This is a genomic window from Methylocystis sp. ATCC 49242, from assembly GCF_000188155.2.
Taxonomy (GTDB): Bacteria; Pseudomonadota; Alphaproteobacteria; order Rhizobiales; family Beijerinckiaceae; genus Methylocystis.
This window is the reverse complement of record NZ_KE124774.1, coordinates 1,944,051-1,960,154: the sequence shown is the minus strand read 5'-3', so window position 1 is coordinate 1,960,154 and position 16,104 is coordinate 1,944,051. Positions and strand designations below refer to the sequence as shown.

The window sequence follows — 16,104 nt, the reverse complement described above, 5'->3', positions numbered from 1 at the left end:
TCGGCGGATGGGGCGGATCGGCCATCCATGCGACGCGGTAGAGCCGGAAGAGACAGGGCTACATGAAAACGAGCGTCGTGCTGGCGGGGATTCTTCTGGCCCTGGCGGGATTCGCCGTCTGGCGGATAATGGGCGACGGTGCCGAAGGGTCTCCGCGCTTCCTCGGCTATGTCGAGGGGGAGACTCTTTACATCGGCCCCAATGAGGAGGAGCGTCTGGCGAGACTCGCGGTCGCGGCGGGCGCGCAGGTCAAGGCCGGGGACCTTCTCTTCGTCATGACCACCACGCTGCTCGAACGCGCCCGCGCCGAGGCGGGGGCGCGAATCGCGCAATTCGAGGCGCAGGTGGAAAATCTGCAGGCCGCGATGAATCGTCCGCAGCAGATCGCCGTGCTGCAGGCGGCGCTGGAGCGCGCGGAGGCGTCGCTGAAACTCTCGCAGGAGGATTACCAGCGTCAGCGCAAGCTCTTCGCCGAGGGGCATGTCGCCAAGGCGGCGCTGGATCGCGCCGTGATGGCCCGCTCGCGCGACGAGGCGAGCGTCAAGGAGGCGCGCCGTCAGGTCGAGGTCGCGCAAATGGCCAGCCGCTCGCAGGAGATCGAGGCGGCGGAGGCCGCCATCAAGCAGGCGCGCGCGCAACAGCAGGCGCTGGACATTCGCATCAGGCGCCAAAGTGTGACCGCGCCGGCGGACGGCGTCATCCAGGACGTGTTTTTCCGCCCCGGCGAGGTGGTGAAGGCGGGCCAGCCGGTCGTGGCCCTCCTGCCGCCGGAAAATCGGAAAGTGCGCTTTTATGTCGGGGAGCCGCAGCTTGCGCGCGTGAAGCTCGGCGAACGCGTGAAGATCGAATGCGACGGCTGCCCCGACGACCTTTACGGCCGCATCTCCTTCATCTCCGGCCGTCAGGAATACACGCCCCCCGTGATCTTCAGCGACCAGGAGCGGGCGAAGCTTGTCTTCAAGGCCGAGGCGCGGCTGGAGGGCCGCGCGCGGGAATTACCGCTCGGCCTGCCCGCGTCGGTGACGATCTGGCCTGAAGCGGGCGGGGCGGCCAAATGACCGAAGCCGGCGCCGAAAGCAATATCGCCATCGAGGCCTCCGGCCTCACGAAATTCTTCGGCGCCAAAAAGGTCGTGGACAATCTGAGCATGCGCGTCGAGCGCGGCCATATTCAGGGTTTCCTCGGCCCCAACGGCAGCGGCAAGACGACCACGATCCGAATGCTCTGCGGCCTGCTGACGCCGGATGCTGGCGAGGGGCGCTGTCTCGGCTACGACATCCGCACCCAGCAGGAGGAGATCAAGCGGCGCGTCGGCTACATGACGCAGGGCTTCTCGCTCTATCGCGATCTCACCATCCGCGAGAATCTGCTGTTCGTGGCGCGCATTTACGGCCTCGAAGACCCCGAGGGCGCGACGCGGGCGGCGCTGGAGCGGCTGGGGCTGACCTCCCGCGCCGACCAGCTTGCGGGGGAACTCTCCGGCGGCTGGAAGCAGCGGCTGTCGCTCGGAGCCTGTGTCCTGCCCTCGCCCTCGCTGCTCCTGCTCGACGAGCCGACGGCCGGCGTCGATCCCAAGGCGCGGCGCGACTTCTGGGATGAAATCCATCAGCTCGCCACCCAGGGCCTGACCGTCCTCGTCTCCACGCATTACATGGACGAGGCCGAGCGCTGTCACGAGATCGCCTATATCGCCGAAGGGCGGCTGCTCGCCACCGGAACCAGCGAGGAGATCATCGCAGAGGCGGGCCTCTCCACCTGGGTCGTCACGGGCGAAGGGCTCGACGCGCTCGAAGCCCGGCTGAAAATCACGCCCGGCGTGGACATGGTGGCGCGCTTCGGCGTCGCCCTGCATGTCGGCGGGCGCGATGCGGCGGCGATGGAGGCGGTCGTGCGCCGCTGCGCCGATCCGGCGCATCGCTGGTCGCGCGACGCGGCGACGCTGGAGGACGTCTTCATCGATCTCATGACCCGCAAGCGGGTGGAGCAATGACCGCGCCGCGACGCATATGGGGCGCCAACCGCCCCGCGCGGCGCGGCCCCGTCGCCCAGTCGTGGCAGCGATTCGTCGCCATGTTCGCCAAGGAGTTCATCCAGCTGCGGCGCGACCGGCCGACCTTCGCGATGATCGTCGGCATTCCGCTGATCCAGCTCATGCTCTTCGGCTTTGCGATCAACACCGATCCCAAGCACCTGCCGACCGCGCTGCTGACCAGCGACGACAGCCCCATCACGCGCGCGCTGGTCGGAGCCCTGCGCGCGACCGACTATCTGAACATCAAATATGAGGCGAAGGGCGAGGCGGACGCCGACCGGCTGATCCTTTCCAACAAGGCGCAATTCGTCGTGCAGATCCCGCCGGATTTTTCGAGTCGTCTCGTGCGCGGCGAAAAGCCGTCCTTGCTTCTCGTCGCTGACGCGTCCGATCCCGTCGCGACCTCGGGCGTCGTCGCGGCGGTGCTGGGCGCGGCAGGCCAGGCGCTCGACCGCGAACTCACCGGACCGCTCGCCTCGCTCGCGCAACCCGCTCCGCCTTTCGTCGTCGACATACAGCGTCGCTATAATCCCGCCGGCGAAACGCGCCGCAACATCGTGCCGGGGCTGATCGGCACCATCCTCACCATGACCATGCTGATCTATACGGCGATGTCGGTCACGCGCGAAATCGAGCGCGGCACGATGGAGGCGCTTCTCGCCATGCCGATCCGCCCCGTCGAGATCATGCTCGGCAAGATTGCGCCCTATATCGTCGTCGGCGGCGTGCAGATGGCGACGATCCTCATCGTCGCCTATTTCCTTTTCGGCGTGCCCGTCGTGGGTTCGCTATTCGTGCTCGCGCCGCTCGCGCTGCTCTTCATTGTCGCCAATCTGTCTGTCGGTTACAGCTTCTCCACAGTCGCGACGAACCAGCTGCAGGCGATGCAGATGAGTTTCTTCTTCTTTCTGCCGAGCATGCTTCTCTCGGGATTTCTTTTCCCCTTCCATGGCATGCCGCTCTGGGCGCAATATCTCGGCGAGATTTTGCCGCTCACCCATTTCCTGCGCATCGTGCGCTCGGTGATGCTGAAAGGCTCCGGCTTCGCCGATCTGGCCGTCGACGCCGGCGCTCTGGCGATTTTCGCGCTTGCAGCAATGAGCCTCGCCGTGATGCGCTTCCGCCAGACGCTCGACTGAGGCCGTTGACGGCCGGGGCTTCGCGCCTCACATTTGTCTGCGGAGGACAGCATGACGACCGACGCCGATCCGATCACGAGATTCAACAACATCCTGAAAGTCGTCGCCGTAATTGCGCTGCTTCTGGGCGCCTATAATCTCTGGTCCTTCTTCAACAGCAGCCGCTATCAGGCGCTGTGCGGAGCCTCCTATTGGGAACTGAGCCGCACGCAGCTCGATTCCTGCCTGGATGCGAAGAAGGAACTGGACAAATAGCGCGGGGTTTTCAATTGCGAGCGGCAGACATGACGAAAAATCCGGCGCATCCGATTTTCGTCGCCGCGCTCGCGCTGTGTGCGACTCCGGCGACGGCGACCGAAATTCATCTCGATTGTGCGCGTTCGAACCAGACGGCGATGGTCGACATCGACACCGACCGCAACTTCCTCCAGATCATGTGGGGCGAAGGCGTCGCGGAGGAATACAAGGACGGCGACTCCTATATCTCCGGCCCCGACAAATACGGGCGCAAGGAAAAAGTCGTCTATGTGATGAACATGGTCAAAAGCGTCGTCACCTTCGGCTCGGACCGCCTCTGCATGGAGGACGGCGCGAAGAAATGCGCGGACCAGCATGTGCGCAACACGCTGGACGTCAATCGCGGCGAAATGAAATATGACAATGGCGACGAGATCGCCGTTCTGACATGCAACCCCGCGCCGCCGGGGCGCCGGTTTTAGATTTTCACATCAGCCGCGCGAGGCTTTGCAGGAAAAAGCCGGCGAAAAGCAGCAGGCCTGCGTCACGATTCGAACGGAAAAGCCTCAATGCCGTCGGCGGAGCAACGTCTTCGCGAGTCCGCGACGTCTGCCAGGCGAGATGCGCCGCATAGGCGACGACGCCGAGCCAGGCGAATACGCCGCCGCCAGCGAGATGGACCGCGAGCGCCGCGCTGATCACGGAGCCCGTATAAAGCCCGCCGACCGCCAGTTGCACATTCTCGCCGAAGAGCCGCGCCGTCGAACGCACGCCCGCAATCGCGTCGTCGCGCAGATCCTGCAGCGCGTAGATCGTGTCGTAGCCGATCGTCCACAGAATCGCGGCGAGATAGAGCAGCAGCGCCGGCGCCTCGAGCGCGCCCGTGCGCGACGTCCAGCCGAGCAGCGCGCCATAGGCGAAGGCCGTTCCGAGGATCGCCTGCGGCCATGAGGTGAAGCGTTTGGCGAAAGGATAGAGAAGGACGATCAGCGGCGACGCAAAGCCGAGCGCGATGGTGAGGCCGTTGACGGACAGAAGCACCCAAAGGCCGATCAGGCATTGCGCGACGATGAACCAGATCGCGGCGCGGGGGCTGACGCGGCCGCTCGCGAGAGGGCGTCCGCGCGTGCGCTCCACTTTCGCGTCGATCTCGCGGTCGACATAGTCGTTGTAGGTGGAGCCGGCGCCGCGCATCACGACGGCGCCGATGAAGAAGAGCGTCAGATGCCAGAGATTGGGCGCCTCACGGAGCGAGGCGGAGGCGAGCGCGCTTCCTTCCCAGCAGGGCAGAAGTAGCAGCCACCAGCCGACGGGCCGATCGAGCCGCGCAAGCTGCACGAAGGGGCGCAGCCTCGCCGGCGCATGGCGCCAGAGCCAATGATCTGCGACAGCGTCCGGAAGAAGAGTGTCGGCGTCGTCGCCGCGCGTCAGGCTCACAGCGGTCCGGAGGGCAGTTTGGGCGGCGCCATCATGCCGCCGCCGTTGGCGGCCTGCTCGCGCTGCTGCTCCATCATCTTTTTCATCTTCGCGGCGACCGTGCAGGCCTGCGAGGCGAAGTTCTGGGTCTTGCTGCGCGCCTGCTTGAAGCCGTCGAGCACATTGTCCGGAATGTTGCACCATTCCTTGTTCTTGGTCATGTAGTTGAGCATCTCGGTCTCGATGCCGACGAGCTTCTTGGCGGCGGGGCAGGCGGCGTTCGGGTCCATCTTGCCCTTGCCGGCCTTGCCCAGATTGTTCAGAACCTGGATCTGGCCCATGCGCCGTTCCGTCAGCTTCTGGAAGTCCTCCTGGCAGGACTGCGCGGACGCGCCGCTCGCGCCGGCGAGAAGCGCCAGCAGCGAGAGGCCTGCGACCATGCGCGGGTAGGAGAAGGCGCCGATGATCATGACGTTCTATCCGCTTTAAGGGGCTGTTTGTGTTACCAGCAGGCTTGCCGGTCATGCAAGTTTTCGCCAACCTGTCGGCAAACAAAGCGGCCGCTTCAAGGCAAGGTCCCCGCAAGGCGCCGCCGCACAGCAGGATCCGATCTTGTCACATTATGACTTCTCTGCGCAGCGTCTCTTCGTCGAAAGCGCGCTGGCGCCGGGAGCCGACGTCCTCCCGCCCGCCGAAGCGCTCAACTACCTGCTGAACGTCCTGCGGCTGCGCGAGGGCGACCCGATCGTTCTTTTCAACGGCCGCGATGGCGAATTTCGGGCGGAATTGCGGGAGGTGACCCGCCGCTCGGCCCGGCTCGCGGTAGGCGCGCAGCTTCGTCCCCAGACGCCGCGCGCCGACCTCGACTATTGCTTCGCCCCGCTCAAGCAGGCGCGGCTCGACTATATGGCCCAGAAGGCGACCGAAATGGGCGCCGGCCGGCTCCTTCCGGTCGTCACCCGCCGCACCCAGGTCCGCCGCGTCAATACATCGCGGCTGCGCGCCAACGCCGTCGAGGCCGCCGAGCAATGCGGCGTTCTCGCCGTGCCGGAGGTGGGGGAGGCCGCGGATTTGCCCGAGTTCCTGGCGGGCTTTCCCGCGGGGCGGCTTCTCGTCTTCTGCGACGAGGACGCGCCGATCGCCAATCCCGTCGCGGCGCTCGCTGGGAGGGAAGGCGAGGGAATCAGTCTGCTCGTCGGGCCGGAGGGCGGCTTCGACGACGTCGAGCGCGAATCGATCGCGCGTCTCCCCAATGTCGTCCGTCTGTCGCTGGGGCCGCGCGTGCTGCGCGCCGACACCGCCGCCGTCGCCGCGCTCGCCGTCGTGCAGGCGACGATCGGCGACTGGCGCTGAGGGTTCGTGCGGCCATCAACCGTTAACCTTTCGACTATACGAAAAATAAAGTGAAAATTGCTCCTATCCCAAATGAGACGGACGACCTGGCCAATTGCGACACGATCCTGCCACGATGTTCGGCTCTATTGATCGGGTGACGGGAGGGCGTCGTCGCAAGGTCGCGGAAGGCGGCTCAGCGGCAAACCCGACCGCAAAAAATTGACTGGGCCAGATTGGCCGACGCGTCGCCCGGCGGCGCGCGACAATCGGAACCGAGGCTGACCAACCCATGATGTTCGCCGCTTTACGCCCCCTCGCATCTTCCGGTTTCGCGAGCGCCAGCGTGCTCGGAGCCATGCTTGCGACCTTCGCCGTCGCGCCGGCCGGCGCGGAGACCGTCAGCCATTGCGCGCGCTATGGTTCGGACTATGTCGCGGTTGCGGGATCGAACGGATGCGTTCGGATCGGCGGCCATGTGCGTGTCGACATCGCCCGCACCCCGGTCGCGCCGATGGGCTATGTCGCCATGCAGGACGGCGTGCATCACGCCGCCGCTCGCGCCGCCAACCTTCAGCCAGTCGCGCCCTTCGGGCTCAACGACCTGTTCCCGCGCTGAGGAGACGCCGGGCGGACTTTCTCGCGTGAAGGCGTGGCGTTACGCCAATGAGATCAGAAGCCTTTCCGGTTCGATCTGGCCGGAAAGGTTTTTTACATCGGGATGACGCAGTCCGTGAAAGCGCCGTCGACTGATTCGCTCCAGGCGCCGCGATAGGCTTCCAGACGGCGCTCCGCCAGCGTCCGGCCTTCTTCCACAATCCGTTCCAGCGGCGCGAGATAGATTCTCTCGTCGCGCCCTTGCGCATCGAAGCGCGCGCGGCGCTCGAGGCCCGCCGCCGCTATCTCCAGCATGTCGCGCGCGATGTCCCGCACGCTGCGCCCCTCGATCCCGGCCGCCAGCGCCCTTGTCGGAACTTCGGCGCGCAGGGTCTCGCGCGCGGCGGCGCTCCATCCCTTTGTCATCTGAAGCGCCTGATCGAGCGCGACGCGATCGTAATAGAGCCCGGCGAAAAGGGCCGGCAGCGCGGTCATATGCGCCCGCGGCCCGCCATCGGCGCCGCGCATTTCGAGATAGGTCTTGAGCCGCACCTCGGGAAAGATGGTGGAGAGGTGGTTGGCCCAGTCCGACATCGTCGCGCGCTCGCCCGGCAATTGCGGCAGGCGGCCGGCCAGAAGATCGCGGAAACTCGCTCCGGCGACGTCGTGATAGACGTCCCCGCGCTTGACGAAATACATCGGCACGTCGAGCGCATATTCGACGTAGCGCTCGAAACCGAAACCCTCCTCGAAGACGAAGGGCAGCATGCCGGTGCGATCCGGATCGGTGTCGCGCCAGATCCAGGAGCGCTGCGACAACTGCCCTGTCGGCCTGCCGTCGAGGAACGGAGAATTGGCGAAAAGCGCGGTGACGACGGGCTGCAGCGCAATGCCGACGCGCATCTTCTCGACCATGTCGGCCTCGCTGACGAAGTCGAGATTCACCTGCACCGTCGCGGTGCGGAACATCATGTCGAGACCGCGCGAGCCGACCTTCGGCATATAGGCCGACATGATGGCGTAGCGCTGCTTGGGCATCGCGGGCGTTTCCGCGCGCGACCATTTCGGGCTGCAGCCGAGATCGAGAAATTTGACGCCGAGCGGGCGCGCCACGGCGCCGAGTTCGCTGAGATGGGCGTCGAGTTCCGCCTGGGTGGCGTGAACGTCGACGAGCGGCGCCCCGGAGAGTTCGAATTGCCCCCCCGGTTCGAGCGATATGGCGCCGCCGCCGCGCGGATCGGCGAGGCCGATCAGATTGTCCTGGTCGAGAATCGGCTCCCAGCCGATACGCTCCCGCAGGCCTTCGAGAAGGCTGCGCACGCCGCCGCGCTTGCCGTCGCCCTCGTAGGGCACGGGCGCAAGCCTGTCGGCGTAGAAGGGAATCTTCTCGTGTTCCGTGCCGATGCGCAGCACGGCGTCGACGCCCTTGCAACCGGCTTCCAGCGATTCGACGAGCGCATTTTGCGACGTGATCGGCGTCGTGTCTGATACGTCGCGGGCCATTTCAGAGAAGATTTTCCATAGTAGAGGGGTCGATGCGATCGACCAAGGCGCTGGGGGAAGGCGGCGGGCGCCGCTTTCCGGGGAGGATTCGGGCGCCGCCCGGCCACGGTCGTCCGGCGCCCCCGGCGGATGGATTGCCGGAAAAGCGCTCCGCGCGCAAGTCCGTGAGCGAACGCCGCCGAAGCGGAGAGGCGCGCGCCTCCGGATCCGGCGGGCCGACCCTCCGTGGTCTGATTAAACGCCCGCGAAGTAATTAAGGTTTTTGACAGAATCCTGCTTTAGCTTCACCGGCCATGGAGGCACGATGCTACGGTCATTGCGCAATTTTCTTGTCGACACGCGAGGCGCGACGGCCCTCGAATATGTGACGATCGCCTTTATGGTGTCGATCATCATCATTGCGGGCTCGACGACCATCGGCACCAAGCTGTCGACGCTCTATTACGGCAAGCTCATCGGCAATTTCTGATTTCCGACTCTAGCGTTTTCCCAGCAACTGTCCGAGCAGGCTCTCCAGATCGGATTGACCGCCCGTGTTCGCTGGGGCGCTTTTCCCGACCTTCAGCGTCTTCTGGATCTGCTCGATCGCCTGCTGCAAAGAGGCCTCGTCGATGCCCTCCGGCAGTCCCGACGGCCCCGGGCGGCCCATTCCGGAATCGACGTCGAGCGGCCCGCCGCGATTGAAGCCGCCGCCTGCGTCGGCAGGGCCGCGATCCATGCCGGGCGGCGGCCGCCGGCCGCGCAGAAGCCCGCCGAGCAGCCCGCCCAGAAGGTCTCCGAGGCCGCCGGGAGCGCGGGCCATCCCGCCCCCTGGCGGCGTGGGGGATGGACCCGGCTGCGGCGCGCGCCCGCCGCCGAGCACCTGTCCGAGAATATCGCCGAGTCCGCCGCCCGACGCCCGACCCGCTTCGCCGCCTTGCCGGGGCGTCTGGCCGCCGCCGAGCACCTGGCCGAGGATGTCATTGAGCGCGCCGGAATTGACGAGTTGCCCGAGAACGCCGCCAAGGCCCTGGTTGCTGATCGCTTTTCCGAGGCCGCTGATGAGGATCGAGGCGAGCACCGGCAAAAGCTGGCTGAGAATGTCCGGCCTGACGCCCGACTCGCGCGCGGCGACCTGCACGACCTGACCCGCCGCATCGGGCGAACCGAAGAGGTCGGTGAGGAGATCGCGCCCCATCGCGACCGAGTCGTCGGACTGCGACGCCTCGGGCTCGTCGAAGAAGGAATAGCGCTCGGTGGCCGAGAGCGCGCCGACGACCTTGCCGAATGCGGCGGGCTCCTCGGCCGCGTTGCTGAGGCCGATGGCGAGCGCGGGAGTGAGCGCCTTGATCGCGCTTTCCATCTGCTCCTCGCTCAGGCCGAAACGCTGCGCGAGATTGGCGACAAGCTGTCCACCCTGCGCCGAGTACAGAATTTCGTCGAGGCCCGCCATGCTTCTCTCCCTCCAGATTTTCGCGCCGGGGAATTTCTGACGCTTACCTGATTGCAATCATGGTATCCGATTATCGCCAAAACGCGAGACGATTTCATTTCCTCGCTGTCAAAGCGTTCATCATGATTTCGCGTCTTTCGGCTTCGATCCCTTCATTTAACCTTTGGCAGACGCAAGCGTGTCTACAATCGTTCATGTCGCAATGATTGCGACCCAAGGACGTTCAAAATGTCTCTTGCAAGAAAGCTTTTCACGGTTTCGGGCGACAATGTGGAGCTTGTCAGAGCGCAATATGCGGCGTTCTCCAAACAGATCCCGCTGCTCTATTTCATCCTGATCACCAACTCGCTGGCGATCTGCTACGCCTTCCATGGCGTCGCGCCGAACTATCTTTCGCTCTATCTTCCTGGCGCTCTTTGTCTCTTTTGCGCGGCGCGTTTCGTCTTCTGGATTTCCCACGATGCGGAATGCGTTGGCGACGAACGCGCCTTGCGGCTGCTGCAGCAGGCCAACCGGCTCGCGATCGTGCTCTCATTCCTCTTCACGGCCTGGGCCCTGTCGCTTTATCATTACGGTGACGCATATGCGCGCGGTCAGGTCGCCTTCTATATCGCGATAACGGTCATCGGCTGCATCTTCTGTCTGATGCATGTGCGATCCGCGGCGCTGCTGGTCGCGCTCGTCGTCAACGTGCCTTTCATCCTCTATTTCCTGCTCGAGGATCAGGCGAACCTGCGCGCGATGGCGGTCAACATCGCCCTCGTCACCGTAGCGATGCTGGCGGTGCTGTTCGCCTATTACCGAGATTTCTCCAATCTCGTGGAATCCCGCAAATCACTGATGCACAAACAGGATGAGACGCAGCGGCTGAGCGACGAAAATCTTCGTCTCGCCAATCTCGACAGCCTGACCGAACTCGCCAACCGGCGCAATTTTTTCGGCGCGCTCGACGAGGCTTTCACGGCCGCGAAGCTGTCGCGCCGGCGTCTCGCGATCGGCGTCGTCGATCTCGACGGCTTCAAGCCCGTCAATGACACGCATGGCCACCTCGTCGGCGACAGGCTGCTCGTCGAGGCGGCGCGGCGCATGGAGCTCTGCTGCGAAGGAGTCGCGAGGCTTTATCGGCTCGGCGGCGACGAATTCGCGCTGATCGTCGCGGGAGACCCGTCCGACCGCGCAATCATCGACTTCGGGCGCAGGCTCATCGCGGTGATCCGCGCGCCCTTCTACCTCGGCGAACTCGATGTGCGCATCGGCTCGTCGGTCGGCTTCGCGGTTTTTCCCGACAGCGCCGACACGCCGCCGCGGCTCTATGAGCGCGCCGATTATGCGCTCTATTACGCCAAACGCCACAAGCGCGGCGAGGCGATCCTGTTCTCGCAGGAGCATGAGGAGCAGATCCGCAAATATGGCGTGATCGAACTGGCGTTGAACAGCGCCGATCTGGAGAGCGAACTCTCCATGGTGTTCCAGCCCATCGTCGACGCGCGCACCGGCCGCACGCTGGCGCTGGAGGCGCTGGCCCGCTGGACGAGCCCCTCGCTCGGCGAGGTGTCGCCCGCCAATTTCATACCCGTCGCCGAGCGCTCTGGCTTCATCCGCCGCCTCACCAAGGTGCTGTTGCGCAAGGCTCTGGCCGCCGCCAACGACTGGCCGGAGCAGGTGCGGCTCTCCTTCAACCTTTCCGCGCACGACATTTCCGCCGCCGATGGCGTGTTGCAGATCATCGACATCATTCACCGCAGCGGCGTCGATCCGCGGCGCATCGATTTCGAGATCACCGAGACGACGATCGCTCATGATTTCGACCAGGCATGCGAGACGATCCGGGCGCTCAAGGCGCTGGGCGTGGGCATTTCGCTCGACGATTTCGGCGCGGGCTATTCGAGCCTCAGCCATGTGCGCAATCTGCCGCTCGACAAGATCAAGATCGACCGCAGCTTCGTCGTCGACATCACCACCAACGAGATCAGCTACAATGTCGTGAAGGCGTTGCAGTCGCTGAGCGCCGACATCGGCGTCACCTGCGTGGCCGAGGGGGTGGAGCGTCCCGAACAGGTGCTGGCGCTCGCGAGCATCGGTTGCAACATCGCGCAGGGCTATTATTTCTCGAGACCGATCGCCGAGCCGGAGGTCGCCGCCTATCTCCTGGCCGGCGAGCGCGAGCCCGGCTATCGCCGCGCGGCGGAATAGCCTCGCCCCCCGCGCGGCTTGACAGACCCCCGCCGGCGCGACATCAGTTGCGCCAACTGCCGCAACAAGCGGGCGGCCGGCCCCCCGGGGGCGGCCTCCACGGGCGGAACGCGGGCCCCGGGCGCCGCCACCCGCCATTTGCCGAAGGCGCCAATATGAACGTTCAGCCTCGCGGTATGAAGCCGCCGCTCAAAATCCTTCTGTGCTCGCCGCGCGGATTCTGCGCCGGCGTGGTCCGCGCCATCGACGCCGTCGAGCGCGCGCTCGCCAAATTCGGCCCGCCGGTCTATGTGCGCCACGAGATCGTGCACAACCGCTACGTCGTCGAATCCCTGAAGGCAAAAGGCGCGATTTTCGTCGAGGAGCTCGAGGAAATCCCGAGCACCGACGCGCCGGTTATCTTCTCCGCCCATGGCGTCGCGAAATCCGTTTCCGCCGAGGCGGCGGAGCGCAATCTGCTCGCGATCGACGCGACCTGCCCGCTCGTCACCAAGGTGCACCGCGAGGCCGAAATCCACTGGAAGCGCGGCCGCCGGGTCCTGCTCGTCGGCCATTCCGGCCATCCGGAAGTCGTCGGCACAATGGGGCAGCTGCCGGATGGCGCGGTGGTGCTGGTGGAGTCGGTCGACGACATCGCCGGTCTGAAGCTCGACGACGAGTCGAACCTCGCCTATGTGACGCAGACCACGCTGTCGCTCGACGACTCGCAGGAGATCGTCAATGCGCTGATGCGCCGTTTTCCGCAGATCGTCGGGCCGCACAAGGAAGACATCTGCTACGCCACCACCAACCGGCAGGCGGCGGTGAAGGAAGTGGCTCCGCATGTCGACGCCGTGATCGTCGTGGGATCGCCCAACTCCTCCAATTCGCAGCGCTTGCGGGAGGTGGCAGAGCGCGCCGGCGCGCCCGCGCAGCTCGTGCAGGGCCGCGGCGAGATCGACTGGGAGATCTTCGGCAATATCTCCTCGCTCGGAATCACCGCCGGCGCCTCGGCTCCGGAAGTGCTGGTCGAGGAGATCATGGACGCTTTCGCCGAGCGCTATGAGATAACGGTCGAAACCGTCTCCACCGCCGACGAGAGCGTGTCCTTCCCCCTGCCCAAGGAGCTGCGCGCGATCGCCTGAGGGCGCCGCTCTCAGGGACGACGTCATGGCAGTCTATACTCAGGTCGACGACGCGGAGCTGATCGCTTTTCTCGCGACCTATGATCTCGGCGAACTCCTCTCCTGCAAGGGAATTGCGGAGGGCGTCGAGAACTCGAACTATTACCTTCACACGAGCGCCGGCAGCTTCATCCTCACGCTTTACGAAAAGCGCGTGGCGGAGGCCGATCTGCCCTTTTTCCTTGGGCTGATGGAGCATCTCGCGACGCAGGGCGTCACCTGCCCGCAGCCGGTGAAAAACCGTGCGGGGGCTTCGCTCGGCCGGCTCGCGGGCCGGCCGGCGGTCATCGTCACCTTTCTCGACGGATACTCGATCCATCATCCCGAGCCCGTCCATTGCGCCGCGCTCGGCGAGGCGCTTGCGCGGCTCCATGTCGCCGGCGCGGGCTTTCCGCTCACGCGCGCCAATGCGCTGTCGGTTCAGGGCTGGCGCCCGCTGTTTTCGCCCTCCGCCACGCGCGCCGACGAGGTGGCGGAAGGCCTGCGCGAACTGGTCGAAACCGAGCTCGACCATCTCGAGCGCAACTGGCCGAAGGGACTTCCCGGGGGCGTCATCCACGCCGACCTTTTTCCCGACAATGTCTTCTTCCTCGGCGACCGGATTTCGGGCCTGATCGACTTCTATTTCGCCTGCACCGACGCCTACGCCTACGACCTCGCGATCTGCCTCAACGCCTGGTGCTTCGACGAGAATCACGTTTACCAGCCGGAGAAGGGCGTGGCGCTGCTTGCCGCCTATCGCCGGCTGCGGCCGCTGACCGCGCAGGAGATCGCCGCCTTCCCGCTCCTTGCGCGCGGGGCGGCGCTGCGCTTCCTGCTCACGCGTTTCGTGGATTGGCTGAACGTGCCCAAGGGCGCGCTCGTGCGACCGAAAGACCCGCTCGAATACGCCGCCAAACTGCGTTTCCACCGCGCCGCGGAGGGCGTGAGCGGATACGGCCTGGCCCCATGACGAAACGCGTCTCCATTTGGACCGACGGGGCCTGTTCCGGCAATCCGGGCCCCGGCGGCTGGGGCGCGATCCTGCGGTTCGGCGAACACGAAAAGGAAATAAGCGGCGGCGAGCCGCTGACCACCAACAACCGCATGGAGCTGATGGCCGCCATCATGGCGCTGGAGGCGCTGACGCGGCCTTGCGTGATCGATCTCTACACCGACTCGCAATATCTGCGCGGCGGCGTCACCTCCTGGATCAAGGGCTGGAAAGCCCGCGGCTGGCGCACGGCGGACAGGAAGCCGGTGAAAAACGTCGAGCTCTGGCAGCGCCTGGAGGCCGCCGAGGAGCGGCATGACGTCCACTGGCACTGGGTGAAGGGCCATTCCGGCCATGAGATGAACGACCGCGCAGACGCGCTCGCGCGCGCCGGCCTCGCGCCCTTTCTCCCGCGCCGGTCGGCGTCGGCCTGAGCCCCCTTGCACAGCGCGCGGGCGCGCCTATTTGACTTATCAATACCCAGGACTCTCTTCTTCAAACCTGAAAGGGCGTGGCGCGAGCCGCGCCCTTCTTTCTGCGGCCATCATCTTGACACCTGCGGGCGCCAAGCAACCATGCAGTCAAGAGTATGCGCGTCTTTGCTGATTCTCTCCGCACGGAGACGGGACGTCCATGCACCAGCCCAGAAAATGGTGGATCGGCCTGCCGATCCTCGCCGGTCTTGTTTATTTCGCCGCGGCGAATCTGACGCCGCGGATCGAAGCCGATCTGCAATCCCGCGCGGCGTCGCTGCTCGCGCGGACGCCGGAGGGCGGCGGCTCGCCGCAAATATCCGTCTCCGGCCGCGATGTGACGATTTCGGGCGTCAGCCTTGCCGCCGGCGCGCTCGACGACCTGCGTATGGCGCCGGGACTGCGAAAACTCGCCGCCGGCGCCTCGACCGTCGTCGCGATCGCGAAACCCGTCGACTCCGAGTCGCCGCCGCCGCGTGACGCGCCCGGCGGGAACCCCTATGCGTTTTCGGCCGCGATCGGCGAGGGCATGATCACGCTTTCCGGTCAGTTGCCGAGCGAAGAGCTGCGGAAGACCGTCGTCGCGCAGATCGCGGCGCTCGGCGCGGGCGCGGCTGTCAGCGACGCGACGCGGATCGACGCCGCCGCGCCAACGGGAGACTACGCCGCCGCGGTCGGCTTCGCGCTCGAGGCGCTGGGGCGCCTGTCGCAGGGCAGGGTCGCTATCGCCGGCGGAAAGGTCTCGGTCGAGGGACAGGGCCGCGAGAATGTGCGGGCCGAGACCATCGAAGCGGAGGCGAAGGCGCGGCTGCCGCAGGGCTTCGAACTCGCCCGGGCCGACGTCGTGGCCGGCCCCGTGTCGCCCTATGTCTTCGGCGCGACGCGCGAGGGCGCGGAGGCGACGCTTACCGGCTTCGCGCCCGACGAGGGGGCGCGCAAGCGCATCGTGGAGGCCGCGCGGCGCCGCTTCTTCGGCGCGACGGTCGCCGACCGGTTGTCCATCGCCACAGGCGCGCCGCCGAATTTCATCGAAGCCGTCGACGCCTCGCTCGCCGCGCTCTCGCGGCTTGCCGAGGGCAGGCTTTCGATCCGCGGCGCAAATGTCACGCTCACCGGCGCCGCGCATTACGACGAAGCTCGCGCCGAGGTCGAAGCCGCTTTCGCGGCGGCGCTGCCGAAGAGTTTCAGGAACGACGGGCGCCTTGGCGCGCGCGCCGCCGGATCGCCGCTCGACGCCGCCGCCTGCCGGACGGCGCTTACGGACCTCGCGCGGACGCCGATCATCTTCGAAACGGATGATTCGGCTGTCGCCGCGGACTCGGCGCCGCTCGTCGACGCGCTGACGGCGACCGTGCTGCGTTGCCGGGCCGCGACGATCGAGGTCGCTGCGCATACCGACAATTTCGGCATCGAGGAAATCAATCGCAGCCGAACGAAGCGGCGGGCGCAGGTCCTGGTCGACCGCCTCATCAAGGCTGGCGCTGATCCGTCCAGGGTTTCGGCCGCCGGTTATGGAAGCGAGCGCCCCGTCGCGCCAAACGACAGCGACGAAAATCGGGCGCGCAATCGGCGCGTCGAATTCGTCGTGCGATAACTGCGAGCAACGGAGAAGGC

At 65.9% G+C, this 16,104-nt stretch carries 17 protein-coding genes; 13 read left to right on the top strand and 4 right to left on the bottom strand.

Annotated features, from left to right (window positions below):
• Window positions 1-62: 62 nt before the first annotated feature.
• From MET49242_RS11735 to MET49242_RS11715, 5 genes are all read left to right on the top strand, one after another.
• Window positions 63-1,058, top strand: coding sequence for an HlyD family secretion protein (locus MET49242_RS11735; protein ID WP_036283120.1), 996 nt, complete (start codon window positions 63-65; stop codon window positions 1,056-1,058).
• Window positions 1,055-1,990, top strand: a complete 936-nt coding sequence (locus MET49242_RS11730) for an ABC transporter ATP-binding protein (protein ID WP_036283118.1) — start codon at window positions 1,055-1,057, stop codon at window positions 1,988-1,990. The genes MET49242_RS11735 and MET49242_RS11730 overlap by 4 nt, the downstream gene beginning before the upstream one ends.
• Window positions 1,991-2,070: 80 nt before the next feature.
• Window positions 2,071-3,171, top strand: coding sequence for an ABC transporter permease (locus MET49242_RS11725; protein WP_371212550.1), 1,101 nt, complete (start codon window positions 2,071-2,073; stop codon window positions 3,169-3,171).
• Between the two features lie 51 nt (window positions 3,172-3,222).
• On the top strand, window positions 3,223-3,426 hold the full coding sequence (locus MET49242_RS11720) for a hypothetical protein (protein ID WP_036283115.1): 204 nt from the start codon (window positions 3,223-3,225) through the stop codon (window positions 3,424-3,426).
• 29 nt (window positions 3,427-3,455) lie between these two features.
• Window positions 3,456-3,890 carry a hypothetical protein gene (locus tag MET49242_RS11715; protein WP_036283113.1) on the top strand — a complete coding sequence of 145 codons (435 nt, stop codon included), beginning with the start codon at window positions 3,456-3,458 and terminating at the stop codon, window positions 3,888-3,890.
• Between the two features lie 4 nt (window positions 3,891-3,894).
• Here the strand turns inward: MET49242_RS11715 and ubiA are convergent, their stop codons facing one another.
• Complete coding sequence (ubiA, locus tag MET49242_RS11710; protein WP_051134157.1) at window positions 3,895-4,845, bottom strand: 4-hydroxybenzoate octaprenyltransferase; 951 nt, start codon at window positions 4,843-4,845, stop codon at window positions 3,895-3,897.
• Window positions 4,842-5,294, bottom strand: a complete 453-nt coding sequence (locus MET49242_RS11705; protein ID WP_036283111.1) for a hypothetical protein — start codon at window positions 5,292-5,294, stop codon at window positions 4,842-4,844. Before MET49242_RS11705 ends, ubiA begins: the two co-directional genes overlap by 4 nt.
• 142 nt (window positions 5,295-5,436) lie before the next feature.
• On the opposite strand from MET49242_RS11705, the gene MET49242_RS11700 reads away from it, so the two are divergent.
• Together MET49242_RS11700 and MET49242_RS11695 are read left to right on the top strand one after the other, a co-directional pair.
• Window positions 5,437-6,177 carry a 16S rRNA (uracil(1498)-N(3))-methyltransferase gene (locus MET49242_RS11700; RefSeq protein WP_036283109.1) on the top strand — a complete coding sequence of 247 codons (741 nt, stop codon included), beginning with the start codon at window positions 5,437-5,439 and terminating at the stop codon, window positions 6,175-6,177.
• 271 nt (window positions 6,178-6,448) lie between these two features.
• Complete coding sequence (locus MET49242_RS11695) at window positions 6,449-6,775, top strand: porin (RefSeq protein WP_036283107.1); 327 nt, start codon at window positions 6,449-6,451, stop codon at window positions 6,773-6,775.
• A gap of 92 nt (window positions 6,776-6,867) precedes the next feature.
• Here MET49242_RS11695 and MET49242_RS11690 read toward each other — a convergent pair whose 3' ends face one another.
• Window positions 6,868-8,256 (bottom strand): glutamate--cysteine ligase, encoded by a 1,389-nt coding sequence (locus MET49242_RS11690; RefSeq protein ID WP_036283105.1) that lies wholly within the window; start codon window positions 8,254-8,256, stop codon window positions 6,868-6,870.
• 304 nt (window positions 8,257-8,560) lie between these two features.
• Here MET49242_RS11690 and MET49242_RS24225 point away from each other — a divergent pair, with 304 nt between their 5' ends.
• A complete protein-coding gene (locus MET49242_RS24225) occupies window positions 8,561-8,725 on the top strand; it encodes a Flp family type IVb pilin (protein ID WP_084679029.1) in 165 nt (54 codons plus the stop codon).
• Between the two features lie 9 nt (window positions 8,726-8,734).
• Here the strand turns inward: MET49242_RS24225 and MET49242_RS11685 are convergent, their stop codons facing one another.
• Window positions 8,735-9,688: a DUF937 domain-containing protein gene (locus MET49242_RS11685; RefSeq protein ID WP_036283103.1), complete on the bottom strand. Its 954-nt coding sequence runs from the start codon at window positions 9,686-9,688 to the stop codon at window positions 8,735-8,737.
• A 228-nt stretch (window positions 9,689-9,916) separates the two neighbouring features.
• Between MET49242_RS11685 and MET49242_RS11680 the strand changes: the two genes are divergently transcribed.
• The 5 genes from MET49242_RS11680 to MET49242_RS11660 all read left to right on the top strand — a co-directional run bounded on the left by MET49242_RS11680 (window position 9,917) and on the right by MET49242_RS11660 (window position 16,084).
• Complete coding sequence (locus MET49242_RS11680; RefSeq protein WP_036283101.1) at window positions 9,917-11,881, top strand: bifunctional diguanylate cyclase/phosphodiesterase; 1,965 nt, start codon at window positions 9,917-9,919, stop codon at window positions 11,879-11,881.
• 155 nt (window positions 11,882-12,036) lie between these two features.
• Window positions 12,037-13,005 (top strand): 4-hydroxy-3-methylbut-2-enyl diphosphate reductase, encoded by a 969-nt coding sequence (gene ispH / locus MET49242_RS11675; RefSeq protein ID WP_036283099.1) that lies wholly within the window; start codon window positions 12,037-12,039, stop codon window positions 13,003-13,005.
• A 25-nt stretch (window positions 13,006-13,030) separates the two neighbouring features.
• Window positions 13,031-13,996, top strand: coding sequence for a homoserine kinase (gene thrB, locus MET49242_RS11670; protein ID WP_036283098.1), 966 nt, complete (start codon window positions 13,031-13,033; stop codon window positions 13,994-13,996).
• Window positions 13,993-14,451 (top strand): ribonuclease HI, encoded by a 459-nt coding sequence (rnhA, locus tag MET49242_RS11665; protein ID WP_036283096.1) that lies wholly within the window; start codon window positions 13,993-13,995, stop codon window positions 14,449-14,451. Before thrB ends, rnhA begins: the two co-directional genes overlap by 4 nt.
• 199 nt (window positions 14,452-14,650) lie before the next feature.
• Window positions 14,651-16,084 (top strand): OmpA family protein, encoded by a 1,434-nt coding sequence (locus MET49242_RS11660; protein WP_036283094.1) that lies wholly within the window; start codon window positions 14,651-14,653, stop codon window positions 16,082-16,084.
• The last annotated feature ends 20 nt before the right edge of the window (window positions 16,085-16,104 follow it).

What these genes read in the sequence shown, in the direction of transcription:
- MET49242_RS11725 (WP_371212550.1), top strand. Translation starts at nt 2,071, where the DNA reads ATGTTCGCCAAGGAGTTCATCCAGCTGCGGCGCGACCGGCCGACCTTC.
- MET49242_RS24225 (WP_084679029.1), top strand. Translation starts at nt 8,561, where the DNA reads ATGCTACGGTCATTGCGCAATTTTCTTGTCGACACGCGAGGCGCGACG.
- thrB (WP_036283098.1), top strand. Translation starts at nt 13,031, where the DNA reads ATGGCAGTCTATACTCAGGTCGACGACGCGGAGCTGATCGCTTTTCTC.
- MET49242_RS11730 (WP_036283118.1), top strand. Translation starts at nt 1,055, where the DNA reads ATGACCGAAGCCGGCGCCGAAAGCAATATCGCCATCGAGGCCTCCGGC.
- MET49242_RS11660 (WP_036283094.1), top strand. Translation starts at nt 14,651, where the DNA reads ATGCACCAGCCCAGAAAATGGTGGATCGGCCTGCCGATCCTCGCCGGT.
- MET49242_RS11735 (WP_036283120.1), top strand. Translation starts at nt 63, where the DNA reads ATGAAAACGAGCGTCGTGCTGGCGGGGATTCTTCTGGCCCTGGCGGGA.
- MET49242_RS11695 (WP_036283107.1), top strand. Translation starts at nt 6,449, where the DNA reads ATGATGTTCGCCGCTTTACGCCCCCTCGCATCTTCCGGTTTCGCGAGC.
- MET49242_RS11690 (WP_036283105.1), bottom strand. Translation starts at nt 8,256, where the DNA reads ATGGCCCGCGACGTATCAGACACGACGCCGATCACGTCGCAAAATGCG.
- MET49242_RS11685 (WP_036283103.1), bottom strand. Translation starts at nt 9,688, where the DNA reads ATGGCGGGCCTCGACGAAATTCTGTACTCGGCGCAGGGTGGACAGCTT.
- ispH (WP_036283099.1), top strand. Translation starts at nt 12,037, where the DNA reads ATGAACGTTCAGCCTCGCGGTATGAAGCCGCCGCTCAAAATCCTTCTG.
- MET49242_RS11680 (WP_036283101.1), top strand. Translation starts at nt 9,917, where the DNA reads ATGTCTCTTGCAAGAAAGCTTTTCACGGTTTCGGGCGACAATGTGGAG.
- MET49242_RS11715 (WP_036283113.1), top strand. Translation starts at nt 3,456, where the DNA reads ATGACGAAAAATCCGGCGCATCCGATTTTCGTCGCCGCGCTCGCGCTG.
- rnhA (WP_036283096.1), top strand. Translation starts at nt 13,993, where the DNA reads ATGACGAAACGCGTCTCCATTTGGACCGACGGGGCCTGTTCCGGCAAT.
- MET49242_RS11720 (WP_036283115.1), top strand. Translation starts at nt 3,223, where the DNA reads ATGACGACCGACGCCGATCCGATCACGAGATTCAACAACATCCTGAAA.
- MET49242_RS11705 (WP_036283111.1), bottom strand. Translation starts at nt 5,294, where the DNA reads ATGATCATCGGCGCCTTCTCCTACCCGCGCATGGTCGCAGGCCTCTCG.